The sequence below is a fragment of the Faecalibacterium gallinarum genome (assembly GCF_022180365.1).
Classification (GTDB): domain Bacteria; phylum Bacillota; class Clostridia; order Oscillospirales; family Ruminococcaceae; genus Faecalibacterium; species Faecalibacterium gallinarum.
Genome location: NZ_BQKV01000066.1, coordinates 14,642 through 38,209 on the forward strand (window position 1 = coordinate 14,642; position 23,568 = coordinate 38,209).

Annotated in this window: 20 protein-coding genes; 8 read left to right on the forward strand and 12 right to left on the reverse strand. The window is 60.8% G+C overall.

Going from position 1 to position 23,568, the window contains the following annotated elements; genetic code table 11:
- Window positions 1–2 precede the first annotated feature (2 nt).
- The 3 genes from JCM17207_RS09450 to JCM17207_RS09460 all read right to left on the reverse strand — a co-directional run bounded on the left by JCM17207_RS09450 (window position 3) and on the right by JCM17207_RS09460 (window position 2,470).
- Window positions 3–965 carry a D-2-hydroxyacid dehydrogenase gene (locus tag JCM17207_RS09450; RefSeq protein ID WP_238317419.1) on the reverse strand — a complete coding sequence of 321 codons (963 nt, stop codon included), beginning with the start codon at window positions 963–965 and terminating at the stop codon, window positions 3–5.
- A 36-nt stretch (window positions 966–1,001) separates the two neighbouring features.
- The gene (locus JCM17207_RS09455; RefSeq protein ID WP_238317420.1) at window positions 1,002–1,631 is read right to left on the reverse strand and encodes a hypothetical protein; all 630 of its coding nucleotides are present in this window, start codon (window positions 1,629–1,631) and stop codon (window positions 1,002–1,004) included.
- A gap of 101 nt (window positions 1,632–1,732) precedes the next feature.
- Window positions 1,733–2,470: an NAD-dependent protein deacylase gene (locus JCM17207_RS09460; RefSeq protein ID WP_238317421.1), complete on the reverse strand. Its 738-nt coding sequence runs from the start codon at window positions 2,468–2,470 to the stop codon at window positions 1,733–1,735.
- Window positions 2,471–2,575: 105 nt separating this feature from the next.
- On the opposite strand from JCM17207_RS09460, the gene JCM17207_RS09465 reads away from it, so the two are divergent.
- The gene (locus JCM17207_RS09465) at window positions 2,576–3,055 is read left to right on the forward strand and encodes a methylated-DNA--[protein]-cysteine S-methyltransferase (protein ID WP_238317422.1); all 480 of its coding nucleotides are present in this window, start codon (window positions 2,576–2,578) and stop codon (window positions 3,053–3,055) included.
- A 101-nt stretch (window positions 3,056–3,156) separates the two neighbouring features.
- On the opposite strand, the gene JCM17207_RS09470 is transcribed toward JCM17207_RS09465, so the two are convergent.
- The 5 genes from JCM17207_RS09470 to JCM17207_RS09490 form a co-directional block, all read right to left on the reverse strand.
- On the reverse strand, window positions 3,157–5,214 hold the full coding sequence (locus JCM17207_RS09470; RefSeq protein WP_238317423.1) for an FAD-binding protein: 2,058 nt from the start codon (window positions 5,212–5,214) through the stop codon (window positions 3,157–3,159).
- Window positions 5,215–5,425: 211 nt separating this feature from the next.
- A complete protein-coding gene (locus JCM17207_RS09475; protein WP_238317424.1) occupies window positions 5,426–6,244 on the reverse strand; it encodes a MerR family transcriptional regulator in 819 nt (272 codons plus the stop codon).
- A 17-nt stretch (window positions 6,245–6,261) separates the two neighbouring features.
- Window positions 6,262–7,143 (reverse strand): NAD(P)H-hydrate dehydratase, encoded by an 882-nt coding sequence (locus tag JCM17207_RS09480; protein ID WP_238317425.1) that lies wholly within the window; start codon window positions 7,141–7,143, stop codon window positions 6,262–6,264.
- 18 nt (window positions 7,144–7,161) lie between these two features.
- Window positions 7,162–9,744 carry a translation factor GTPase family protein gene (locus tag JCM17207_RS09485; RefSeq protein ID WP_238317426.1) on the reverse strand — a complete coding sequence of 861 codons (2,583 nt, stop codon included), beginning with the start codon at window positions 9,742–9,744 and terminating at the stop codon, window positions 7,162–7,164.
- Between the two features lie 16 nt (window positions 9,745–9,760).
- Window positions 9,761–10,171, reverse strand: a complete 411-nt coding sequence (locus JCM17207_RS09490; protein ID WP_238317427.1) for a hypothetical protein — start codon at window positions 10,169–10,171, stop codon at window positions 9,761–9,763.
- 466 nt (window positions 10,172–10,637) lie between these two features.
- On the opposite strand from JCM17207_RS09490, the gene JCM17207_RS09495 reads away from it, so the two are divergent.
- From JCM17207_RS09495 to JCM17207_RS09520, 6 genes are all read left to right on the forward strand, one after another.
- Window positions 10,638–12,638 carry a peptide ABC transporter substrate-binding protein gene (locus tag JCM17207_RS09495; protein ID WP_238317428.1) on the forward strand — a complete coding sequence of 667 codons (2,001 nt, stop codon included), beginning with the start codon at window positions 10,638–10,640 and terminating at the stop codon, window positions 12,636–12,638.
- Window positions 12,638–13,588: an ABC transporter permease gene (locus JCM17207_RS09500; RefSeq protein WP_238317438.1), complete on the forward strand. Its 951-nt coding sequence runs from the start codon at window positions 12,638–12,640 to the stop codon at window positions 13,586–13,588. The genes JCM17207_RS09495 and JCM17207_RS09500 overlap by 1 nt, the downstream gene beginning before the upstream one ends.
- Window positions 13,588–14,529, forward strand: a complete 942-nt coding sequence (locus tag JCM17207_RS09505; protein WP_238317429.1) for an ABC transporter permease — start codon at window positions 13,588–13,590, stop codon at window positions 14,527–14,529. The genes JCM17207_RS09500 and JCM17207_RS09505 overlap by 1 nt, the downstream gene beginning before the upstream one ends.
- An 18-nt stretch (window positions 14,530–14,547) precedes the next feature.
- Window positions 14,548–15,588 carry an ABC transporter ATP-binding protein gene (locus JCM17207_RS09510; RefSeq protein ID WP_238317430.1) on the forward strand — a complete coding sequence of 347 codons (1,041 nt, stop codon included), beginning with the start codon at window positions 14,548–14,550 and terminating at the stop codon, window positions 15,586–15,588.
- The gene (locus JCM17207_RS09515; RefSeq protein ID WP_238317431.1) at window positions 15,581–16,522 is read left to right on the forward strand and encodes an ATP-binding cassette domain-containing protein; all 942 of its coding nucleotides are present in this window, start codon (window positions 15,581–15,583) and stop codon (window positions 16,520–16,522) included. Before JCM17207_RS09510 ends, JCM17207_RS09515 begins: the two co-directional genes overlap by 8 nt.
- A 186-nt stretch (window positions 16,523–16,708) precedes the next feature.
- On the forward strand, window positions 16,709–17,653 hold the full coding sequence (locus tag JCM17207_RS09520) for a 3-hydroxyacyl-CoA dehydrogenase (protein WP_238317432.1): 945 nt from the start codon (window positions 16,709–16,711) through the stop codon (window positions 17,651–17,653).
- 119 nt (window positions 17,654–17,772) lie between these two features.
- On the opposite strand, the gene gpmI is transcribed toward JCM17207_RS09520, so the two are convergent.
- The 3 genes from gpmI to JCM17207_RS09535 all read right to left on the reverse strand — a co-directional run bounded on the left by gpmI (window position 17,773) and on the right by JCM17207_RS09535 (window position 21,468).
- The gene (gene gpmI / locus JCM17207_RS09525) at window positions 17,773–19,299 is read right to left on the reverse strand and encodes a 2,3-bisphosphoglycerate-independent phosphoglycerate mutase (protein ID WP_238317433.1); all 1,527 of its coding nucleotides are present in this window, start codon (window positions 19,297–19,299) and stop codon (window positions 17,773–17,775) included.
- A 47-nt stretch (window positions 19,300–19,346) separates the two neighbouring features.
- On the reverse strand, window positions 19,347–20,117 hold the full coding sequence (gene tpiA / locus JCM17207_RS09530) for a triose-phosphate isomerase (protein WP_238317434.1): 771 nt from the start codon (window positions 20,115–20,117) through the stop codon (window positions 19,347–19,349).
- 142 nt (window positions 20,118–20,259) lie between these two features.
- Window positions 20,260–21,468, reverse strand: coding sequence for a phosphoglycerate kinase (locus JCM17207_RS09535; protein ID WP_238317435.1), 1,209 nt, complete (start codon window positions 21,466–21,468; stop codon window positions 20,260–20,262).
- A gap of 315 nt (window positions 21,469–21,783) precedes the next feature.
- Here JCM17207_RS09535 and JCM17207_RS09540 point away from each other — a divergent pair, with 315 nt between their 5' ends.
- Window positions 21,784–22,698, forward strand: a complete 915-nt coding sequence (locus JCM17207_RS09540) for a nucleotidyltransferase family protein (protein ID WP_238317436.1) — start codon at window positions 21,784–21,786, stop codon at window positions 22,696–22,698.
- 234 nt (window positions 22,699–22,932) lie between these two features.
- On the opposite strand, the gene JCM17207_RS09545 is transcribed toward JCM17207_RS09540, so the two are convergent.
- Window positions 22,933–23,568 (reverse strand): PTS transporter subunit EIIC (locus JCM17207_RS09545; RefSeq protein ID WP_238317437.1); only part of this gene is annotated, 636 nt, incomplete at its 5' end.

Sequence of the window (23,568 nt, forward strand, 5' to 3'; positions counted from 1 at the left end):
CCTCAACGGTTGACGATGTTCTCCCCTGCGCCGGCCAGGAAACTGCGCAGGTTTTGGGTGGTGATGTCCATCAGCTTTTGCAGGGCCTCCTTGGTGGTCCAGGCGATGTGGGGGGTCAGCAGGGCATTGGGCAGGCCCCGGAGGGGGCTATCGGCGGGCAGCGGCTCCACCGCGAAAGCGTCCGCCGCGTAGAAGCCCAGCCGCCCGTTTTTCAGGGCCTCGGCCACTGCCGCCTCGTCCACCAGAGCGCCCCGGGCCGTATTGACCAGGATGCAGCCGGGCTTGATTTTTTCGAGAGCCGCGGCGCTGATGACGCCCCGGGTGGCGGGGGTGGCGGGGGTGTGGAGGCTGAGGACATCGCTCTCTTTCAGCAGGGTGTCAAAGTCCACAAACTCCACCCCGTCGGCGGCGTACTCGGGCCGGACCGTCCGGGTGCAGGCCAGCACCCGCATCCCGAAGGCTTTGGCGATCCGCCCGGCCTGGCGGCCGATGCTGCCGTACCCGAAGATTCCAAAGGTCTTGCCGCAAAGCTCCACCTGGGGGAGAATCCGGTATTCCGCCGGGACGTTCAGCTGCCAGTAGCCATCCTGCACCACCCGGTTCTGCCGCTCGGCACACTGGCAGACCGCTAAAAGCAGGCTGAAGGTCATCTGGGCCACGCTGTAAGTGGAATACCCCGGCACGTTGGCCACCTGCACCCCATGGCGGCGGCAGGCTTCCAGATCCAGGTTATCGGTGCCGGTGGCAATGATGCCCACCCATTTCAGGTTGGGGCACTGGGAGAGGGTCGTCTCGTCCATCCGGCATTTATTCAGCAGCACAAAATCGGCGTCCCCGATCCGCTGGGCGATCTGGTCGTAATCGGTGCGGACATAGGCCGTGGTGTCCGGCACCAGGGCATACACCCCCGACCAGTCCAGATCCCCTTCCTGCATGACATAGCTTTCCAAAATAACCGCTTTCATTTTTCCATTCCCCTCTTTTTCAATCCTTTATTTTGTTCAGGCCGGGCAGAGGGCCAGCTCGGGGCCCTGCCCACCCGGGCGGCTGCCCACCGCGCCCCAGCCCCGGCTCAGCCAGAGGGCCAATCGGGCCCAATCCGCCAGCGGCACCCAGACCGTTTCTTCCCGGGCCGCCTGGGGCGAAAACAAAAACAACCAGCAGGGGGCCAGGCCATTCAGGGGGCGAATCCCCCGCAGAACAAACCCCTGCTCTAAGTACACCGGCACCAGATCTTCGGCCTCGGGGGTGCACTCCAGCACCGCCCAGACCGGCCCGCCCCGGCTGCGCCGCACCGCCCGCCCGAGGGCGGCAGCCAGCGCCTGGGGCAGCCCCTCCGGCCGGCCCGCCGGAGGCATCAGCAGCACCCCGTGACCGGCGGCCCGCCACCCCATCATCGCCCGCAGGGCCGACGGAGCACTTAAATCAGCGCCCAGGGGCAGGACCGTCAGAGCCGTACCCGGCCCGCCCTCCGGCTCACAGGCCCCCCACGCCTCCCCCAGCGCCAGCATCCGCAGCACCTCGCTGCGGGGGCGGTAGAGGCCCGAGGCCTCCCGCTGGGTCAGACGGCAAAATTCTTCCGCCGACAGGCGCCGGGCCTGCCGGATCATCGGCTCACATATGGTTCCCATGGCAATCATCCCTTCATTTTCCGCGGCCCTTTCCCCGGGCCTGCGCAGGGATGATTCTACCTTAAACCGGGCGAATTTCGGCGCGAAATCCGTCGGCGGGTTCAGTCGGTTTTTTCGGCGTCCAGATCGATCTCTTCGCTGAGCACCTGACCGATGGGTTTGGCAATGCAGAGATCGGCCCGGCGGTCGGCCGCGGTGGGCTGCATGTTGATGACCACCAGATGCTCCCCCCGGAAATAATCCACCAGTCCGGCCGCCGGGTAGACCACCAGGCTGGTGCCGCCGATGATTAAGGTATCCGCCCGGCGGATGGCCGCCACCGCCCCCGAAAGGGTCTCGGGGTCCAGCCCCTCCTCATAGAGGACCACGTCCGGCTTGACGATGCCGCCGCAGACGGTGCAGCGGGGCACCCCGGTGCTGTTGGCGATAAACGCCTGATCGTAGAAAGCGCCACACCGGGTGCAGTAGTTCCGCAGGGTGCTGCCGTGGAGCTCGTAGACATTTTTCGACCCCGCCGCCTGGTGAAGCCCGTCGATGTTCTGGGTCACCACGGCTTTGAGTTTGCCCTCCCGCTCCAGTTTCGCCAGCCGCAGATGGGCCGGGTTGGGTTTGGCCCCCTTGACGATCATCTTATCCCGGTAAAACCGGTAGAATTCCTCGGGCTGCCGCTCCCAAAAGGTGTGGCTGAGGATGATCTCCGGCGGGTAGTCATATTTCTGATGGTAGAGCCCGTCCACACTGCGGAAATCCGGGATACCCGACTCGGTGGAGACCCCTGCCCCGCCGAAGAAAACAATGTTTTTGCTCTGCGCGAGTATTTTTTCCAGCGCCTGCATCATCTGAAAACCGCCCCTTTCCCAAAAAACCGGTTTGTGTTATCCTAAAGAAAACGGATCGGAACGGTTTAAGTATAGCATATTTCCCCCGGAAAGGAAGCGGTTCTTTTGAACATCTGGTACACAAACAGCCCCTTTGGCACCCTCTGCCTCGAGGAGGAGGGTAACGCCCTGGTGGGGGTGCATTTTCTGACCGAAGGGGTACCCGAGCTGGAACCCCTGCCCCGCAAGGTCTGCCAGACCCCTCTTTTGGCCGAAGCCGAGGAGCAGCTGGGCGAATATTTCGCAGGCGTACGGCGGGAGTTTGATCTGCCCCTGGCCCCCCGGGGCACGGCCTTTCAGCAGGCGGTGTGGGAGCAGCTGCTGGCCATCCCCTACGGCGAGACCCGCAGTTACGGCCAGCTGGCGGCAGCCCTGGGCCGGCCCGGGGCCAGCCGGGCGGTGGGGGGCGCCTGCCACCGCAACCCCATCGGCATCCTGATCCCCTGCCACCGGGTGGTGGGGGCGGACGGCAGCCTGACCGGCTATGCCGGCGGGCTGGAAATCAAAGAGGCTCTGCTGGCGCTGGAAGAAGAATTCTCCCACTGACCCATCCAAACAAAAACGGCCCCGGCGGCCGGGCCCCCAAAGGGGCCTGACTGCCGGGGTCGTTTTTTGCATCAGAACAGAATCAAACGAAAGATTGCAGCTTACAGCTGGCCCAGGGCGTGCTTGGCGGCGATCATGCCGAAGGTGTAGCAGCGGCCCAGGGACAGACCGGTCTGGTGGAAGGGATAGTCGGCGCCGCCGTAGAAGACACCGCCCACGTTGCCCACGCAGTACAGGCCCTCGATGACATTGCCCTCAGCGTCCAGAGCCTGGCCGTTGGCGTTGGTGTTGACGCCGCTGTCGATGGAGGAAACGCGGATGTGCTTCCGGATGCCCCAGAAGGGTGCGGTCTGGATCTTGTGCATGTACTTCATGCTCTTGCCGAAGTCCTCGTCCGCGCCCTTGTCGCACAGCTCGTTGTAGCGCTCCACGCTGGCCTTGAGGGCATCGGCGGGGACGTCCAGCAGCTCGGCCAGCTCGTCCAGGGTGTCGGCCTTGTAGGTATCCAGCAGGTTGGTGAAGACGCCCTCGGGGTTTTCCACAGCGCCGGGGATGTACTTGGTCATGGCAGCCTCAGGCACAGGGGCGTTGGCGTAGCTCATGTAGTCGTTGTCGTAGATCTGGCAATACCAGCCCTGGGAACCGTTGGGGTGGTTGGCGTCCACGTTGGCGCCATTGTACTTGGGAACATACTTGGTGATGTTGCCCATGTAGACAAAGCCGGTGTCCTCGTTGCAGAAGCGGTTGCCCTCCATGTTGACGTAGAGGAAGGGCTCCTCGTACATCAGGCCGGAGTCAAAGTCGTGCATCATCTTGGTGTGGCCCAGGTTCTCCATCTTGGCGCCGGCAGCAATGGCCATGATGTGGCCGTCACCGGTCTTCTGGAACTGCTTCTTGTCGAACTCCTGGACATCGGGGCACCAGCGCTTGACCATGGCCTCGTTGTTCATGTAGTCGCCGGTGGCCAGGATAACGCCCTTGGCGGCGTTGAACTGGATGTACTTGCCGTCCTCGGTCTTGCCGATGACGCCGGTGACCTTATCGCCCTCCTTGACCAGCTTGACAGCCGGGGTGGAGAAGAAGGTCTCCAGGTTGGGGCACTTGGCCTGGACGTTCTCCAGAACGGTGGCCAGCACGTCGCCCACGTTCTTGGGCTTGGGGCCGATCCAGGGTGCGAAGAAGTAGCAGTGCTCCTCACCGAAATCGTAGGTATCCATCCGGTCCTTCCAGACGCCGGTCATATCCTGGCTGGTGCACATGTAGGCGTTCAGGCCCTTCTCGTCGTTGTGCAGCAGAGCAGCAGAATCGGTGTTGGAGTCCACCTTGCTGCCGTCGCCGTACTCGGTCTCAGCGGTCAGACCGGCACGGTTCAGGTACCACATCAGAGCTTCTTCGCTGTGCTCCACATAAGCGTTCAGCAGGCTGGTATCGGCGCGCCAGTCGCACAGGCCGTTGGTCATGTGGACCCACATCTTCTTGCCGGCGGGGGTGGACTTGGAGCTGATGATGGCGGAACCGCAGTTGCCCTGGCTGACCACGACGCTCTGCTTCTGGAGCAGCGCGACGGAAGCGCCCAGCTCGGCGGCCCAGCCGGCGGCGGGCACGCCCGCAGCGCCTGCGCCCACGACCACGATGTCGTAGTCCTTGACCTCGTCGGGGGTGATGTCGCCCAGCTCAACCACAGAGGACTCAACCTCCTCCACGGTCATGCCGTCGGGCACCACGGTCTCGGCCTTCTGGGCGTTGGTGGACTCGGAGGCGATGCCCTTGGCCTGGTTGATGCAGTTCTCAGCGGCCTTGCGGACGGCGTTGGAGGTCACGGTGGAGCCGGATACACCGTCGATCTCGCTGGACTGGGTGTCCAGCACCTGCTGGATCAGCGTGTCGGCGGCATCCTTGCCGTAGCCGGCGGTCTCGCCCGAGACATCCAGCTGTACGTCGGTGATCTTCTCGGCGTCGAAGGTCATGGTGACCTTGACCTCGCCGATGCCCTGGGCGGAGGCGGTGTAGGTACCGGGGATATAAGTGCCGCTGGCAGTGCTGGAAGCAGTGGAGCTGCTGGCGCTGTTGCAGGCGGTCAGCGCACCGGCAGCCACGCTGCCCATGACGGTGGCAGAAGCCAGTTTCAGAAAGTTCTTACGAGAAATTTTCTTGCTCATGTGTGTTGTGTTCCTTTCTTTTTAGATTTCAAAAAGGATTTGTGGGCGCCCTGCAAGCGAGTGCACAAAGGTTCTCGCTTGTGAATTAACGAACATAGTATAAAGAGTAAAGTTACTTGAGAGTCAACGGAGCTTCTCACAAAAAACAATTTTAAATTTTGTGCAAAACGCAAAAAGCGGCTGATACAATTCAACGTACCAGCCACTTTTTTTATTTCAGAATCCGAACCCCCAGGAAGTGGTAATTCTCCACACGGCCCGCCTCGTTCACCCGGGAGGCCAGAATGGTGCTGTATCCCTCGCCAAAGGCGGAAATCTTCTGCTGTCGCAGCCAGGCCAGCGGCTCCCGGAGGGAGTCCCAGTCAAAGGGCCCCCGGCCCACCTGCCGCCAGATGGTGCAGGCGTATTCCCCGCCCGGCACAAACTCCACCTGGGGTGTCTGGGGGATGCTTAAAGCCCCGGCATCCTCGGCCGAAATCATCAGCCCCGGGGCGTATTCCACCCGGCCCTGCCCATAGCGGCAGAACGTCTCGTGGGGGATCCGGCTGACCCAGCGGACAATGGGCAGGTATTCCAGCCACTGCTGTTTTTCCTGCTCTTTCTGGGGATCTTTGAGGGGAGTTTCCCCCTCGGCGATGGTCAGCCGCCAGGCATCCGGCAGATGCTCCTGCCAGATCTGGCCCACATTTTCTTCCACCCGGCCAAAAACTTCCTGCATATGCCGCAGCTGGCGGGCGGTCAGCTGGGCCAGAATCGCCTGTTTGGAAAGTTCCTCCGCCTGTTTCTGGAGCAGGGCGGCGCTCTCCGCCCCCTGGGGGTCGGAGAGGAGCACCCGGCAATCTTCCAGGGAAAAGCCCGCCGCCCGCAGGGCCCGGCAGAGATTGAACCGCCGGGTGTCCACCACCGAATAATACCGGTAGCCATTGGTTTTGTCGGTCCAGGGTCGTATGATCCCGATTTTTTCATAGTAGCGCAGGGTATGGGGCGCCACACCCAGCAAACGGGCCATCTCATGGATGGTATAATTCATCGACCATTCCCCCTCTCTCAGCGGCCTGCCGCCGCGAAGAGCTGTCCCAGAGAATCAAACAGATCGTGGGGCAGCATTCCATACTGGCCCCGTTTTCGGGCGGTTTCATCGGCCGCGGCCCCGTGGAGCCAAACCCCGCAGGCCGCCGCCTCGGCCGGAGGCAGCCCGCAGGCCGAAAGGCCCGCGATCATCCCGGCCAGCACATCCCCGCTGCCGCCCCGGGAGAGCCCCGGGTTGCCGGTGGTATTGATCCAGGCCCGGCCATCCGGCGCGGCCACAATGGTCCGGCTGCCCTTGAGCACCAGCACACAGTTCCACCGCCGGGCCCAGGAGAGGGCCGTCTGTTCCCGGTCGGCTTCCAGCTCCCGGACGGGCTGCCCGGTCAGGCGGGACATCTCTCCGGGGTGAGGGGTCAGGATCAATCCCCCCGCGGGGCGAGGCAGTTCCTTGCCCTCAGCCAGCAGGGCCGCCGCCCCGTTCAGGCCGTCGGCATCCAGCACCACGGCGCCCCCTGCGGCGGGCAGAAGATTTTCCACCAGGGCTTTGGTGTCCCCGGTGTTGCCGAGGCCCGGCCCCAGCAAAAGCACCCGGCTTTTTTCGGCGGCAGGCAGAAGCTGCTCCAGCGCCTCCGCCGAGACGCCTCCTTCGGGCCCGGCAGCACAGGGCAGGAAGCAGCATTCCGGCAGCCGGGCGGCCACCGCCGCCACCACCGGCTCCACGCTGGCCAGGGTGACGATCCCCGCGCCAGTGCGCAGGGCCCCCTCCACCGTGAGGGAGGCTGCCCCCCGATACCGGGCGCTGCCCGCCACCGCCAGCACGGTGCCATAGGTTCCCTTATGGCTGTCGGGGTTCCGTCGCCGGATCTGCCCCCAGACAAAACTCCCGTTCAGCTGTTCCATCTTGTTTCCCCCTTTTGATCAGGATTCCTGCTGGACCAGGCGGCGGATCTCCCGCTCCACCTCGTCCACTTCCTCCCGGAACATTCGGGCCGAGAGCCGCATGGCCCCATGGCCCAGGATGATCAGCTGCTCCATGCCATCCGAGGTGGCCACCCGGACCCGGCGCTCCTTGCCGATCTCATGGGTGACCCGCTCGATGTACATATCCGCCGTCTCGGCCTCCCGGGTGTAGACCACATGAATGTTGTGGTACTGTTCCACCACTCCCGGGCTGCCCGGCACCCGATAGGCGTCAAAAACCAGAATCAGCACGCATTTTTTGAACCCCTGATAGTTGCAGAGGATGTCCATCAGCTTTTTTCGGGCAGATTCCAGGTTTTCAGCGGCCAGAGCTTTCAGCTCGTCCCAGGCAAAGATAATGTTGTAGCCGTCCACCAGCAGGTATTCGGGTTTAATCTCCCACTGCTGGGCGTCGAAGTCGGGCCGCTCCTTTTTCACCGGGCGGAGGGCGGCCATGGGATCCCGTTTGATGGGCCCATAGGTCCGCTCAAAAATCTTCATCAGTTCGGCGTCCTCTTCCAGGGTGGCCCGGTAGGCCGCCGCACGGCTGGCCTGGGGCCGGGCCGGAGCCTCGGCCTCGGGGCGCTGGGCCCGGCCATAGCCGCTGTCCACGTGCATATATTCCCGCACCTTGTCCCAGGAGACCACAAACCCCGCCCCGTGGGCGCAGAACACCGAGTCCGGGGTGTTGTCCAGATCCCGCTGGGGCTCGTACTCCGCCGCAGCGATCACCTCCTCGGCGTTGTGGCAGGGGCGGTACCCCTCCAGCGCCAGGGCCATCCGGCCCCGGCCGTGGGTATAGCCCGCCACTTCCACCGGGTAACCCCGGAGGGTGGAGACGGGGGCCACTCCTTCCAGAACGGCCAGTTCCCCCTCCGCCCCCGGCGGGTCGAAACTGCCCTCCGCCCGCTGAATGTCGTTCATGGCCCGGCCCAGATTCTCAGCCGGGAGCACCAGCCGGAACCGGTACCAGGGCTCCAGCAGAATACTCTTGGTCAGCATCAGGCCCTGGCGCACCGCCCGGTAAGTCGCCTGGCGGAAGTCGCCCCCCTCGGTGTGCTTGAGGTGGGCCCGCCCTGCAATGAGGGTGATTTTTACGTCGGTCAGGGGCGCGCCGGTGAGGACCCCCAGATGCTGCTTTTCTTCCAGGTGGGTGAGAACCAGCCGCTGCCAGTTCCTATCCAGCACCTCCTCCCGGCAGTCGGTGTCAAACTGCATCCCACTGCCCCGGGGCAGCGGTTCCAGTTTCAGATGCACTTCGGCGTAGTGGCGGAGGGGCTCGTAATGGCCCACGCCCTCCACCGGCTGGGTGATGGTTTCCTTATATAAGATACCGCCCTGGCCGAACTCCACCGAAAGGTTAAACCGCCGTTCCAGCAGGCTCTTGAGGATTTCCAGCTGGATCTCTCCCATGAGCTGGACGTGGATCTGCCCCAGGGCCTCGTTCCAGACCACATGGAGCTGGGGTTCCTCTTCTTCCAGCCGGTGGAGGGCCGCCAAAGCCGCGTGGACGTCCGCCCCCTCGGGGAGCAGCACCTGATAATTCAGCACCGGCTCCAACACCGGCAGTTCGCTGTCCCGCTCGGCCCCCAGCCCCTCGCCGGGCCAGCTCTTGGTCAGGCCGGTGACGGCGCAGACCCCGCCGGGGCCCACTTCCTCCGCCAGGGTATACTTGGCCCCGGAGTAGAGCCGGAGCTGGTTTGCCTTTTCGGCCCAGGGCTCTCCCCCGGCCTCGCCGGTGAGAAGGGCTTTCACCTTCAGGGTGCCGCCGGTCACCCGAAGCCAGGTCAGCCGGGCCCCCTGGTCGTCCTGGGAGATCTTGAACACCTTGGCGCCAAAAGCCTCCCGGGCCGGGGCCGGGCGGGTGTAGTCTTCCAGCCCCGCCAGAAACGCGTCCACCCCTTCCAGCTTAAGGGCCGAGCCGAACCAGCAGGGGAACACATGCCGCCGGGCGATGGCGGTGACAATCTCCTCCCGGCCGATTTCCCCCTGTTCCAGGTAGCAGACCATCAGGTGCTCGTCGCAGAGGGCCAGTGCCTCGTCCCGGGCAGCAGGGCTAGCGCCGAAATCCACAAACCCCTCCCCCAGGCTCCGGCTCAGCCGGGCCAGCAGAGACTCTTTGCCCTCGTTGGGCAGGTCCATCTTATTAATAAATAAAAAGGTAGGGATATGATACCGCCGCAGCAAACGCCAGAGGGTTTCGGTGTGGCTCTGGACCCCGTCTGTCCCGCTGATAACCAGGATGGCATAGTCCAGCACCTGCAAGGTCCGCTCCATCTCGGTGGAAAAATCCACATGCCCCGGGGTGTCCAGCAGGGTGACCCGGGTGTCCCCCTGGTCAAAGATCGCCTGCTTGGAAAAAATCGTGATGCCCCGGCTCCGCTCCAGGCTGTCGGTGTCCAGGAACGCGTCCTGGTGATCCACCCGGCCCAGACGCCGGATGCTGCCCGCCCGGTAGAGCAGGGCCTCGGACAGGGTGGTTTTGCCCGAGTCCACATGGGCCAGTACCCCCACCACCAGCTGTTTTTTCTTCTGTTCCATCTCCAGCGCGGCCCCCTTACAGCAGCAGCCCCGCCGCCACCAGGGGCAGGCCCAGGATCAGACAGGAAATCATGCTGCAAAAGACCCGCTCCAGGGGTTCCAGCTCCTCAAAAGAGACGATCTTCTCGTCGGCGTAGTCCACAATGGACCGGGTGGCGTGGCGTTTTTTCTTTTCGCCCTCTGCTTTGAAGCGGTCCGGGAAGAAGGGCAGCCGTATCCCATCCAGTTGGAGATAATCCATCCAGGCCCAGCCCAGCATCAGCGCCCCACAGAAAAAGCCCGGCGCCTGCCACAGGCTGAAATGTCCGTCGCTGAGAAACTGCTCCCACAGCAGGCAGAGCACCGCGATCACCGAGGCCCGGGTTATGGTTTTATATAAAATCGGGCGGAACATATATGACTTATACATCGAAAAAAGCTTTTTCATTTCGTTTTCCCCTTACATTCACGGCGCAGGCTTTCCGGCGCGCATTGATGCTTGTATTGTAGCATGTTTTACCCCAAAAAGATAGCTGTCCTTATCTTGAATACACTTTATTTGGCATTTGGGGGATTTTCCGGCCCGGCGCCGGGGCGGTCAGAGGTGCAGCGGTTTCTCCCTGCGCCACTTTAAATTCAAAAAAAATTCATCTTTTTCGACCTGCGGACTTGATTTTTTTCAACAAAAAGGCACTTGTTTCCATTGACATCCTTAAGTCACGATGGTACAATATTAAGCGTGTTAAGGATTCTGTGGTGGGGCACAGATACAGACCATGGTGTCTGTATTCGTGCCTTTTTGTATTCGCTGGCAAAACAGTGCATCTTGGGGGCTCCTCATTGCAGAAACGGAACCGGGATTGTATATCACGCTCCTGTCCGTGGCACATATAAAAATAGGGAGGATACACATTATGAGCAACTTTGAATCTCGCATGATTGACCGCCGCTCCTTTCTGAAGGCTGCCGGTGTCGTCAGCGCTGCCGGCATCCTGGCCGCCTGCGGCGATAAGTCTGGCAGCACCTCCGGCGCTGCTTCCGGCGCAACCGGTTCTGTGGTTGACAACGGCGGCGATCCCATCCAGAACCTGGTCACCTGGGAGCTGTCCCTGCGTGAGATCCAGACTTGGAACGTCCTGTACAGCCAGAACGCTGCCGACCTGAACGTCCTGTGCAACTGCGTCAACGGCCTGGTCACCAACAACATCTACGGCCAGTTCGTCCCCGATGTTGCCACCGAGTGGAGCCAGAACGAGGACGCCACCGTCTGGACCTTCAATCTGCGTGACGACGTGACCTGGAGCGATGTCAACGGCGAGGTCAAGGCCAACCTGACCAGCCAGGACTTCCTGGTCGGTCTGGAGTGGGTCCTGAACGCCAAGAAGAACGAGAACATGAACACCTCCATGCCCAACAACTACATTGTTGGCGCCAAGGAGTACAACGATTACACCAACTCTCTGGACGCAGAGGAAGCCAAGGCCCTGACCTATGAGGACATGCTGGCCCACGGCGTCGGCATCGAGGCTCCGGACGACTATACTGTCGTTTATCACTGCACCGTCTCCTGCCCCTACTTCCACACTGTCGCTTCCGGCGCTTGCCTGTTCCCCGCCCCCAAGGCTCTGATCGACGAGCTGGGCGTTGACGGCTTCCTGGGCCTGGACAACACCACCATGTGGTACACCGGCCCCTATCTGGTCAACGAGTATATCCAGAACAACAGCAAGGTCTTCGTCCCCAACCCCAACTACTTCAACGCTGCCAACGAGGCTCGCTTTGAGTCGGTCACCGTCCGCATCATCGACGACCTGAACGTTGGCTTCCAGCTGTACGACGCCGGCGAAGTGGACGAGATGGATCTGGCCGAGGCTCCTGCTTCCACCATTCTGAGCGACCCCAACCACAAGTACTACAACAACGTGGTTGAGTCCACCCCCAAGAAGTACAGCTATCAGTACCACCTGTGCTTCAACCGCATGAACGAGGACGGCACCCCCGACGAGAACTGGAACAAGGCCGTCGCCAACACCAAGTTCCGTCAGTGCCTGATGTACGGCCTGGATCTGCTGGACTCCTTCAAGCGCGTCAACCAGCTGAAGCCCCTGGATCTGGAGAACCTGTGCTACACCATGAAGGGCCTGTGCGCCTTCTCCGATGGCCGCGACTACACCGACCGCGTCATCGAGCTGCTGGGCTACCCCAAGTCTGACGGCCAGAAGCTGCGCCGCCTGAAGGACATCACCCAGCTGAAGAAGGAGTGCATGGAGGAGCTGAGCGCCATCGGCGTCACCTTCCCCGTCACCCTGTACCACTATGTCAAGGCTGGTTCTTCCACCGACGGCATGCTGGTTATGCAGCAGATCTTCAAGGATTGCCTGGGCGACGACTTCGTCAAGTTTGACTGGCTGAACTGGATTTCCTCCATGGATCAGGAGATCCGCCAGCCCCACCTGGCTTGCTGGTACGGCGTCGGCTGGGGCGCCGACTACGCCGACATCTCCAACTTCCTGGGCCAGGAGATCCTGCACGACGAAAACGCCTACTACGCACACGAGTACTCCTATATTGCCGAGGTTGCTGAGGATCCCAAGGATTACCAGAAGGAGCTGCTGGAGCAGTACGAGGAGTTCACCCGCCTGTACAACGAGGCCAACGCCATCGTCGACGACACCGATGCCCGTTACGAGGCTTTCGCCAAGGCCGAGGCTTACTTCCTGGAGAATGTGCTCTGCATGCCCAACTACTACGAGATCGGCCTGCAGCTGACCCACGTCAACCTGTACTCCAAGATCAACACCCTGTGCGGCATTGCGGCCTACAAATATACCAACTGGGAGACCTCCACGGAAGCCTATACCGCGGATGACTTCGCTGCCTTCGCCGAGGCTTACGAGGCGAGCAAGGGTGTTTGATGTTTAAATACACCGTCAAGCGGCTGCTTCAGTCGCTGATTACCATCCTGCTTGCTGTCACCGTCGTCTTCCTGTTGTTGCGTATGCTGCCCACGGACTACTACTTCACTGAAGATCAGCTGATGAAGTTCACCCCTGAGCAGAAGAACTCCATTCTGGAAGCCGCCGGTCTTCTGGACCCCGTTGGGGAGCAGCTTGTCCGCTTTTATGGGCAGATTCTTCACCTGGACTTCGGTACCTCGCGGAGAATTCAGAGCGGTATTGCTGTGACCAAGGTAATCGGCAGCAAATTCGGCGTTTCGATGCGTCTGGGCGTGATCTCTCTGGCGATCTCGCTGTTCCTGGGTGTCATCCTTGGCATCCTGCAGACTGTGTTCAAGGACCGGGTTATCGACCACTTCGGTACCGCCTATACGGTCTTTGTCAACGCAGTTCCTGCACTGGTATCTTATTCACTTGTGCTGGTGTTTGGCTCAAAAGTATTGGGTCTGCCGGCACTGTATTCCACCCGCAACGTCACGATGTCCAGCATTCTGCCCATCGCTTGTCTGTCGCTGGCTTCCATCGCTGGTTATGCGCTCTGGACCCGCCGCTATATGGTGGATGAGTTAACCCGCGACTATATCAAGCTGGCCAAGATCAAGGGCCTGAACACCCGCCAGATCATGCTGAAGCATGTTCTGCGGAACGCCATGGTCCCGATGGTGCAGTATATCCCGGCGTCCTTCCTGCTGACCATCGGCGGCTCGCTGCTGGTGGAGCGGTTCTTCTCGGTGCCCGGCATGGGCCCCCTGCTGACTGACGCCATCAACCGGTATGACGTGAACGTGGTCCAGACCCTGGTCATGTTCTACGCTGCGCTGGGTATTGTCGGCGTCTTCCTGGGCGACGTGCTGATGATGCTGGTCGACCCGCGCATCACTCTGACCGAGAAGGGAGGCACGCGCTGATGGCAAAAGCATCGGATTTTGAGGGCAAGAACCCGGACGAACTGTTTTACGTCGTGGAGTATTCGCCCGAGGAAGCAGAGAAAACCGGTTACTCCAACTACTCTTACTGGGGTTCGGTGTTCCACAACTTCCTGAAAAAGAAGAGCGCTGTCTTCTGTGCACTGCTTTTTCTCTTTCTGGTTATTTTCACCTTCGTTGCGCTGGCCATTGGAAAATATGACTACGCAACGCTGGTGGTTGACCAGAACAACAAATTTATTTCGCCGAACAGCGAGTACTGGTTCGGCACAGACAACATTGGCCGTGACTACTGGTGCCAGGTCTGGTTCGCTGCTCAGACTTCGATCCGTCTGGCACTGGTGGTCGCCCTCGGCGAGGGCATTGTCGGCATCATCATTGGTCTGATCTGGGGTTATGTCCGCAGCCTGGACCGCTTCTTCACGGAGCTGTACAACCTGATCAACAATATCCCCATCATCATCTATATGACCCTGATTGCCCTCATGATCGGCCAGAGTTTCACCATCATGGCCATCTCGCTGATCGCTACCGGCTGGCTGAACATGGCTCGTGGCGTCCGCAACATGGTGTTCATGTATCGTGACCGGGAGTACAACCTGGCCTCCCGCTGCCTGGGCACCCCGCTGTGGCGTGTTCTGACCAAGAACATCCTGCCCTATCTGGTGTCGGTCATCATCCTCCGGCTCGCACTGAGTATCCCCTCTACCATTGGTTTGGAGTCTACTCTGTCTTACCTGGGCCTGGGCCTGGATGACCGGACCCCGTCTCTGGGTGTTCTGCTGCGCAACGCCCGGCTGTTCTTCCTGGATTATCCGTATCTGCTGATCTTCCCTGCCGTAATCGTGTCCATCATCTCGGTCACCTTCTATATCTGTGGCAACGCATTCTCGGATGCAGCAGACCCGCGCAATCACGTTTAAAGATGGGAGAGAGAAAGAATGGAAAAAAAATCGATTATCTCTGCCCGTGACGTGGAGATCCAGTTCAGCCTGCGCGGCCGGACGCTGAAAGCCATCCGCAAATGCTCCCTTGACCTGTACGAGGGCGAGACCCTGGCCATCGTGGGCGAGTCCGGCTCCGGCAAATCGGTCTTTACCAAGACCTTTGTGGGTATGCTGGACGCCAACGGCAAGATCACCAACGGCTCGATTATGTTCAACGGCGAGGATCTGGCCAAGTACAACGAAAAGCAGTGGCTCAAGATCCGCGGCAAAAAGATCTCGATGGTCATGCAGGACCCGATGACCAGCCTGAACCCGCTGAAGAAAATCGGCAAGCAGATCCAGGAGAGCATTGAGCTGCACCAGGGTCTGAAGGGTGAGGCCGCCAAGAAGGCCGCCATCGAGATGCTGGGCAAGGTCGGCATCCCCGACCCCGAGCGCCGGTACGATCAGTACCCCCACGAGTTTTCGGGCGGCATGCGGCAGCGCGTGGTGATCGCCATCGCAGCTGCCTGCAAGCCCCAGGTGCTGATCTGTGACGAGCCCACCACCGCGCTGGACGTGACCATCCAGGCCCAGATCCTTCAGCTGATCCGCGATCTACAGAAGGAACAGGGCATGTCGGTCATCTATATCACCCACGACCTGGGCGTCGTGGCCAACGTGGCCGACCGTGTGGCCGTCATGTATGCAGGCCAGATTGTGGAGTACGGCACCGTAGAGGATATCTTCTACGACGCATGGCACCCCTACACCTGGGCTCTGCTCCAGGCGCTGCCCCAGCTGGGCGTCAAGGGTGAGGCCCTGCCCACCATCGACGGCACCCCGCCGAACCTGTTCAACGAGATCAAAGGCGACGCCTTTGCACCCCGCAACAAGATGGCTCTGGCCATCGATTTCGTCAAGGAGCCGCCTTTCTTCCAGGTGTCGGAGACCCACGCGGCCAAAACCTGGTATCTGGACCCCCGGGCGCCCAAGGTAGAGCAGCCCCACTCGATCCAGAACCTGCGCAAGAAAATGGAGGCTGCCCATGGCTGAGAGAGAAAAACTCATTGAGGTCAAGGACCTCCAGATTTCCTTCGGCAACGGGCGGAAGAAGTTTGTGGCCGTCGACCACGTCAACTTTGACATCTACAAGGGCGAGACTTTCTCCCTGGTAGGTGAGTCTGGTTCGGGCAAGACCACCATTGGCCGTGCCATCTGCCGGATCAACCCCACTTCGGCGGGCGAGATCCTGTTCAAAGGCCAGAAGATCAACGGCAAGATCTCCAAGGAACTGGACAACGAGGTCATCCGCAAATGCCAGATGATCTTCCAGGACCCCATGGCGTCCCTGAACGAGCGCGCCAAGGTGGAGTATATCATTGCCGAGGGTCTTTTGAACCACCACCTGTACAAGGACCAGGCGGACCTGCACGATCAGGTCATGAATGCCCTGCACGAAGTGGGCCTGCTGCCGGAGTTCGCCTCCCGCTTCCCCCACGAGTTCTCGGGCGGCCAGCGTCAGCGCATCGGCATTGCCCGGGCACTGATCATGCAGCCGGAGTTCATCGTGGCGGACGAGCCCATCTCGGCGCTGGACGTCTCGATCCGTGCACAGGTTCTGAACCTGCTGAACAACTTCAAGAAGTCCCGCGGTCTGACCTACCTGTTCATTGCTCACGACCTGTCGGTGGTGCGGTTCATCTCGGACCGGATCGCCGTCATCAGCAAGGGCCGCATCGTAGAGCTGGCTGAGGCGGAGGAGCTGTTCCGCCGCCCCCTCCACCCCTACACCAAGGCTCTGCTGAGCGCAGTGCCCATCCCCGACCCCACCCTCGAGAAGAAGAAAAAGCTTCTCGTCTACGACCCCTCCATCCACGATTACAGCGTGGACAAGCCGGTCTGGCGTGAGGTTGGCAACGGCCACTTCGTCTATGGCAACGAGAAAGAGCAGGAAGCTTATCTCAAGGAGTACCAGGCCAACGCCTGAGCCCTTCTGAACCCGCAACAGTACAAAGCCGTCGCAGTTTTACACTGCGGCGGCTTTTCTTTGTATAGGCAGATTGTACAAAAAAGCAGGGCGAACCCTTTGATTGACAAGACTCCCCCATCGTGCTATGCTTTCTGTATACTTGTATTACAAGTAACGTGAAAATTGATCGGAGGGAATTTTTCTATGGTCATCAAAAATGTCACGGTCATCGGCGGCGGTGTTCTGGGCAGCCAGATCGCCTACCAGTCCGCCTATAAGGGATTTACGGTCACCATCTATCTGCGCAGCGACGCCTCGATTCAGCGGACCCAGCCCAAACTGGACCGGCTGCACCGGATCTACCTGGAAGAGCTGAACAAGGCCAAGAATGGCGGGCCGGTCTGCGATGGGTTGGTGCCTGACCCCCAGAACCCTGCCAGCGCCGATTACGACGCTCTGCTGGCCCAGGCCGAGGCGGCTTACACCGGGCTCCGTCTGACCACCGACCTGGCTGAGGCTGTCCAGGACGCCGATCTGGTGGTGGAGGCCATGGCCGAGAACCTTCAGCAGAAGCTGGATTTCTTCGCTCAGATGGCTCCCCTGCTACCCGAAAAGACCATTGTCGCCACCAACTCCTCCACCCTGCTGCCCAGCGCCATGGCGGACTCCACCGGCCGGCCGGAGAAGTTTTTGGCCCTCCACTTTGCCAATAACATCTGGAAACAGAACATCGCCGAGATCATGGGCCACGACCGCACCGATCCCGCCGCCTACGACCTGGTGGCCCAGTTTGCCGAGGATATCGGAATGGTGCCCATGAAGCTGCGCAAGGAGAAGGCGGGCTACATCATCAACTCCCTGCTGGTGCCCCTGCTCTCGGCAGCCCAGGGCCTGCTGGTGGACGGAATCGCTGACCCCGCCACCATTGACAAGACATGGATGATGGCCACCTGTGCCCCCCTGGGCCCCTTCCGTCTGCTGGACATCGTGGGTCTGACCACCGCCTACAACGTGGTCATGAACCACGAGGACACCCACACCGACCCCACCTGCATGCACGCTCGTCTGGCCAAGCTGCTGAAAGAAGAGTACATCGACAAGGGCAAGCTGGGTGTAATCACGGGCGAAGGGTTCTATAAATACCAGTAATCCCCCTGCCAATTGGTTGCGCGCCTTTTGACAAACAGAGCCCCGCGGGCTGTGTCTTCGGACACCGGCCTGCGGGGCTCTGTGCGTGGTTTTAAGATGGGTTAGGGAAACTTTCCTGCTTACTTGACGATGAGGCTCTTGCCGGTCATTTCAGCGGGCTGGGGCAGCTCCATGATCTCCAGCATGGTGGGGACCAGGTCGGAGAGGACACCGCCCTCCCGCAGCTTGATGCCCTCGACACCAGCCACCAGGCAGGGCACCACGTTGGTGGTGTGCGCGGTGAAGGGAGTGTCGTCGTCGTTGAGCATCTTGTCGGCGTTGCCGTGGTCAGCAGTCAGAATCACTGCGCCGCCGGCAGCCAGAACAGCGTCGATCACCTTGCCGGCGCACTGGTCCACGGCCTCCACAGCCTTAACGGCAGCGTCAAAGACGCCGGTATGGCCCACCATGTCGCAGTTGGCGAAGTTCAGGATGATGACATCATACTTGCCGCTCTCGATCCGCTTGACGCACTCCTCGGCAACCTCGGGGGCGCTCATCTCGGGCTTGAGATCGTAGGTAGCAACCTTCGGGCTGGGGATCACGCAGCGATCCTCGCCCTCAAAGGGAGCCTCGCGGCCGCCGTTGAAGAAGAAGGTGACGTGAGCGTACTTCTCGGTCTCAGCGATCCGCAGCTGAGTCTTGCCCAGCTTGGACAGGTACTCGCCCATGACATTGGTCAGGTCCACCGGCGGATAAGCCACTTCGCAGTTGGGCATAGTGGCGTCGTACTGAGCCATGCAGACGTAGTTCACATGGAAGCGGCCGTAACGGCGCTCGAATCCCTTGAAGTCATCGTCCACAAAGATGCGGGTCATCTGACGGGCACGGTCGGGGCGGAAGTTCAGGAAGACAACGGTGTCGCCCTCCTGGACGCGGCCGCCCTCGCAGGTGACGCAGGGCACCACGAACTCGTCGGTGACGCCATTGGCGTAGCTGCGGTCGATGCACTCCTGCCAGTTGGCGGCATGCTCGCCCTCGTTGTAGACAAAGGCAGCGTAGGCCTTCTCCTCACGGTCCCAGTTGCTGTCACGGTCCATGGCGTAGTAACGGCCGGTGACGGTGGCAATTTTGCCGATGCCCAGCGCGTCCAGCTTATCCTGGACCTGCTGCAGGAAGCCCTTGCCGTCGTGGGGATCGGTGTCACGGCCGTCCATGATGGCGTGGATGTACACATCCTTAGCGCCCAGGGCCTTAGCCATATCCAGCAGGCCGAACAGGTGATCCACGTGGCTGTGCACGCCGCCGTTGCCCATCAGGCCCATGAAGTGGATGGCCTTGCCCGCGTCGATGGCGGCCTTCATGTTCCGCACCAGAACGGGGTTCTTCTGCATCTCACCGTCCTGAATGGACTTGGTGATGAGGGTCAGCTGCTGATAAACGATCCGGCCGGCGCCGATGTTGGTGTGGCCGACCTCCGAGTTGCCCATCTGGCCATCGGGCAGGCCCACGCTCATGCCGGAAGCACCAATAGTGGTGTAGGGGCAGGTGGCGAACAGCTTATCCAGATAGGGCTTTTTGGCGGCAACGATGGCGTTGCCGTGGGTCTGCTCCGGCACCCAGCCGAAGCCGTCCAGGATGCAGAGCATCACAGGTTTTTTCGACATAGTTTCTATACTCCTGTTTCTACGAAAAGATTGGCTGCGGGGAAAAATCAGCCGTTGGATGCAGCCTTGACGATGACGGCGAAGTCAGCTGCCTTCAGGGAGGCGCCGCCGATCAGGCCGCCGTCCACGTTCTTCTTGGCCACCAGCTCCTCGCAGTTCTTGGCGTTCATGCTGCCGCCGTACTGGATGGTGGTAGCCTCGGCCACGGCCTCGCCATACAGCTCGCCGATGACCTTGCGGATCTGGGCGCAGACTTCCTCGGCCTGGTCGGAGGTAGCGGTCTTGCCGGTGCCGATGGCCCAGACAGGCTCATAGGCGATGACCACGTTGGCCATCTGCTCGGCGGTGACATCACGCAGGGCGATCTTGGTCTGCATCCGGACCAGTTCCTCGGTGACGCCCTCCTCGCGCTGCTGCAGGCTCTCGCCCACGCAGACAATGACCTTCAGGCCGGCGTTCAGGGCAGCCAGGGTGCGCTTGTTGACGGTCTGGTCGGTCTCAGCGAAGTACTGACGGCGCTCGCTGTGGCCCACGATGACGTACTCCACGCCCAGGTCAACCAGCATATCGGCGCTGATCTCGCCGGTGAAGGCGCCGGACTTCTCAAAGTGGACGTTCTCGGCGCCCACATGGATGTTGGTGCCCTTGGTCTTCTCAACGGCGGTCACCAGATCGGTGAAGGGGGTGCAGATGACCACCTCGCAGGTGGCGTCCTTGACGGCGGGGATCAGCTCGTCCACCAGCTGGGCAGCCTCGGTGGCGGTCTTGTTCATCTTCCAGTTGCCGGCGATAATGGCCTTGCGCTTTGCTTTATCCATGGTACATTCTCCTTTGCATTCCACAAAAATCATTGGAGCGGGTTTCGCCCCAGGTGTGACCAAACAAGAAAAGGTGCGGCGGCGCACCGCCGCCGCACCCGTTCACTTGTTACAGAAAGTGAAAAGTGGCCGCTTGAAACAATCAGGCGTTCTGAATGACTGCGATGCCGGGCAGCTCCTTGCCCTCCAGGTACTCCAGAGAAGCGCCGCCGCCGGTGGAGATGTGGGTCATCTTGTCGCCCAGGCCCATCTGCTGGACAGCTGCTGCGCTGTCGCCGCCGCCGATGACGGTGGTAGCGTCGCTCTCAGCCATAGCCTTGGCCACAGCCAGGGTGCCGGCAGCCAGGGTGGGGTTCTCGAACACGCCCATGGGGCCGTTCCAGACCACGGTCTTGGAGCTCTTGACAGCCTCAGCGAACAGCTTCATGGTCTCGGGGCCGATGTCGCAGCCCTCCATGTCAGCCGGGATAGCGGTGACAGGAACAACAGTGGTCTCAACCGGAGCGTCGATGGGATCGGGGAAGTCCTTGATGCAGACAGCATCCACAGGCAGCAGGAGCTTGACGCCCTTGGCCTTGGCCTTCTCCATCATCTCCTTGCAGTAGTCCAGCTTGGTGTCGTCGCACAGGCTCTTGCCGACCTCATAGCCCTGAGCCTTGACGAAGGTGTAAGCCATGCCGCCACCGATGATCAGGGTGTCGACCTTCTCCAGCAGGTTGGAGATAACGTTCAGCTTGTCCGCGACCTTGGCGCCGCCCAGGATGGCGGTGAAGGGACGGACGGGATCGTTGACAGCGTTGCCCAGGTACTTGATCTCCTTCTCCATCAGGTAGCCGACAGCGGTATCCTTGATGTAGTCGGTGACGCCGGCGGTGGAGCAGTGTGCGCGGTGGCAGCTGCCGAAGGCGTCGTCCACATAGGCATCGGCCAGAGAAGCCAGCTCCTCAGAGAACTCTGCGATGTTCTTGGTCTCCTCCTTGCGGAAACGGGTGTTCTGCAGCAGGACCACGTCGCCGTTGTTCATAGCTGCGACAGCAGCCTTGGCGTTCTCGCCCACGACGTTGTCGTCGTCTGCAAAAACAACGTTCTTGCCCAGCTTGGCGCTCAGGGCAACTGCAACGGGAGCCAGGCTGAACTTAGCCTCGGGGCCGTTCTTGGGTTTGCCCAGGTGGCTGCACAGGATGACCTTTGCGCCGTCGTTGACCAGCTTCTGGATGGTGGGCAGAGCCGCGTTGATGCGGTTCTCGTTGGTGATGACGCCGTCCTTCATCGGGACGTTGAAGTCACAGCGGACCAGCACCTTCTTGCCGCAGTAATTCTGATCGTCGATCGTCTTCTTACCTAAACCCATTGTAATAAACTCCTCTCAAGTTTTTGATTTTGAATTGAGTTTTACTCCACTCCGGGGCATAACCCCCGCTTAGTATTATTATAAACAAATCCCGCCTTTTACGCAAGGCAATCTACTGACAATAAATTAACAAATGTTTTGATTTTCTCCCCCTTAAAGTATCCAATTTGTCAGTTTTAGCCCCGCCGCCCCGGGGCCAACCCCCTCCCCTCTTGCAAGGCCCCGTCCGGGGGGCTATAATGGGGATACTATTTTGCGCACAGCCGGGCGGGCTCCCCCGCCCGGGCCATGCGCCTGCGAGGAGGAAGCCCTTTTATGACAAAACCGGTTCTGGTAGTTCTCGCTGCCGGCATGGGCAGCCGCTACGGCGGGATGAAGCAGCTCGACCCTGTGGGGCCGAACGGACAGATCATCATCGACTATTCCATCTTCGACGCCCGGCGCGCCGGGTTTGAGACGGTCATCTTCATCATCCGGCGGGAGAACGACGCCGCCTTCCGGGCCGCCATCGGGGACCGGCTGTCCCATCTGATGGAGGTGAAATACGCCTATCAGGAGCTGAGCGACCTGCCCGCCCCCTTCACCGTCCCCGAGGGCCGGACCAAGCCTTTCGGCACCGGGCAGGCGGTTCTCAGCGCCCGGGAGCTGATCGACGGGCCCTTCGCCGTCATCAACGCCGACGACTACTACGGGCCGGAAGCTTTCCGGGTGATGTATGACTACCTTTCCACCCACCCCGACACCGACAAGTACCAATACTGCATGGTAGGCTACCAGCTCAAAAACACCGTCACCCAAAACGGCAGCGTCTCCCGGGGGGTCTGCGTGGCCGACCCGGAGGGGATGCTGGAGAGCGTCACCGAGCGCACCAAGATCACCCAGGAGGGCGGGGTCATCCACTTCACCGAGGACGAGGGCAAGAGCTGGACTGAGCTGTCCGGCGACACCCCGGTGAGCATGGGCCTGTGGGGCTTTACCGCCAGTTTCCTGCCCGAGGCGCAGAACCGCTTCGTCTCCTTCCTGGAAGAGAACCTGGACAAAAACCCCCTGAAATGCGAGTACTTCCTACCCAGCATTGTCTCGTCTCTCATCGACGAGGGCAAAGCCCAGGTGCGGATGCTCCACAGCGCCGACAAGTGGTATGGCGTCACCTACAAAGAGGATAAGCCGGAGGTAGTGGCCGCCATCGCCCGGATGACTGCCGAAGGGCTTTACCCTGCGGAATTTTAACATTATAATTTACTCAAAGTTTCGGACATAGCAAACACCCCGGGCCTGTTTCGGCAGCCGGGGTGTTTTTCTTGGGACAGCAAGACCCCCCGCAGCCAATCAAAAATGCTGCGGGGGGTCTGCCCTCTTTCTCTCTTGCCGGCCCGAATCAGGTCAGGGCGGGCTGGCGCTCCCTCTCAAAAGACGGAAAAGCAGGTGCTTTCCTTCTTGGGTGGTGTGTTTTGCTTCGGACAATCAGACCTTTTTCTTGGCAGGCTCGTCCGAATAAGTAAAGTAGACCATAACGAAGGCCAGAACTACGGCGATCAGAGACCAGACAATGCCCCAGATCATGCCGCTGATGTCGTTGGTGGCGGTGTTGACGTAGGCGGTGTAGCCAAAAACACCCAGGCCGGCCATAGTATAGCCGGTGACGCCGGTAGCCATCAGGCCGGCGCCGGTGATGGCGCCCACGATGCAGGTGATGATGAAGGGTTTCTTCTTGGGGAGGGTGATGCCGTAGATGGCGGGCTCAGTGACGCCGGCGATGCCGGAGATCAGAGCAGGGGCGCAGAGGCTGCGGGTCTTGGCGTTCTTGGTCTTGATCCAGATGGCCAGGATGGCGCCGCACTGTGCGAAGGTGCAGCCGAAGGTACCGGTCAGGATGGTGCTGTAACCCTTGGTCATCATATCATTGAGAGCCAGAGGGATCATGGCCCAGTGGAGGCCGAACATAACCAGGACCTGCCAGAAGGCGCCGGCCACCATACCCATCACGATGCCGCTGGTCTCGGACAGGAAGGTGAAGAAGCTGCCCAACAGGTCAGAGGCCAGAGAAGTAACAGGGCCGATGACCCAGAGGGTCAGACAGAAGGTGACGGTGCAGGTGAT

What these genes read in the sequence shown, in the direction of transcription:
- JCM17207_RS09455 (WP_238317420.1), bottom strand. Translation starts at nt 1,631, where the DNA reads ATGGGAACCATATGTGAGCCGATGATCCGGCAGGCCCGGCGCCTGTCG.
- JCM17207_RS09505 (WP_238317429.1), top strand. Translation starts at nt 13,588, where the DNA reads ATGGCAAAAGCATCGGATTTTGAGGGCAAGAACCCGGACGAACTGTTT.
- tpiA (WP_238317434.1), bottom strand. Translation starts at nt 20,117, where the DNA reads ATGGATAAAGCAAAGCGCAAGGCCATTATCGCCGGCAACTGGAAGATG.
- JCM17207_RS09470 (WP_238317423.1), bottom strand. Translation starts at nt 5,214, where the DNA reads ATGAGCAAGAAAATTTCTCGTAAGAACTTTCTGAAACTGGCTTCTGCC.
- JCM17207_RS09520 (WP_238317432.1), top strand. Translation starts at nt 16,709, where the DNA reads ATGGTCATCAAAAATGTCACGGTCATCGGCGGCGGTGTTCTGGGCAGC.
- JCM17207_RS09490 (WP_238317427.1), bottom strand. Translation starts at nt 10,171, where the DNA reads ATGAAAAAGCTTTTTTCGATGTATAAGTCATATATGTTCCGCCCGATT.
- gpmI (WP_238317433.1), bottom strand. Translation starts at nt 19,299, where the DNA reads ATGTCGAAAAAACCTGTGATGCTCTGCATCCTGGACGGCTTCGGCTGG.
- JCM17207_RS09500 (WP_238317438.1), top strand. Translation starts at nt 12,638, where the DNA reads ATGTTTAAATACACCGTCAAGCGGCTGCTTCAGTCGCTGATTACCATC.
- JCM17207_RS09510 (WP_238317430.1), top strand. Translation starts at nt 14,548, where the DNA reads ATGGAAAAAAAATCGATTATCTCTGCCCGTGACGTGGAGATCCAGTTC.
- JCM17207_RS09485 (WP_238317426.1), bottom strand. Translation starts at nt 9,744, where the DNA reads ATGGAACAGAAGAAAAAACAGCTGGTGGTGGGGGTACTGGCCCATGTG.
- JCM17207_RS09475 (WP_238317424.1), bottom strand. Translation starts at nt 6,244, where the DNA reads ATGAATTATACCATCCATGAGATGGCCCGTTTGCTGGGTGTGGCGCCC.
- JCM17207_RS09540 (WP_238317436.1), top strand. Translation starts at nt 21,784, where the DNA reads ATGACAAAACCGGTTCTGGTAGTTCTCGCTGCCGGCATGGGCAGCCGC.
- JCM17207_RS09515 (WP_238317431.1), top strand. Translation starts at nt 15,581, where the DNA reads ATGGCTGAGAGAGAAAAACTCATTGAGGTCAAGGACCTCCAGATTTCC.
- JCM17207_RS09535 (WP_238317435.1), bottom strand. Translation starts at nt 21,468, where the DNA reads ATGGGTTTAGGTAAGAAGACGATCGACGATCAGAATTACTGCGGCAAG.
- JCM17207_RS09480 (WP_238317425.1), bottom strand. Translation starts at nt 7,143, where the DNA reads ATGGAACAGCTGAACGGGAGTTTTGTCTGGGGGCAGATCCGGCGACGG.
- JCM17207_RS09450 (WP_238317419.1), bottom strand. Translation starts at nt 965, where the DNA reads ATGAAAGCGGTTATTTTGGAAAGCTATGTCATGCAGGAAGGGGATCTG.
- JCM17207_RS09460 (WP_238317421.1), bottom strand. Translation starts at nt 2,470, where the DNA reads ATGATGCAGGCGCTGGAAAAAATACTCGCGCAGAGCAAAAACATTGTT.
- JCM17207_RS09495 (WP_238317428.1), top strand. Translation starts at nt 10,638, where the DNA reads ATGAGCAACTTTGAATCTCGCATGATTGACCGCCGCTCCTTTCTGAAG.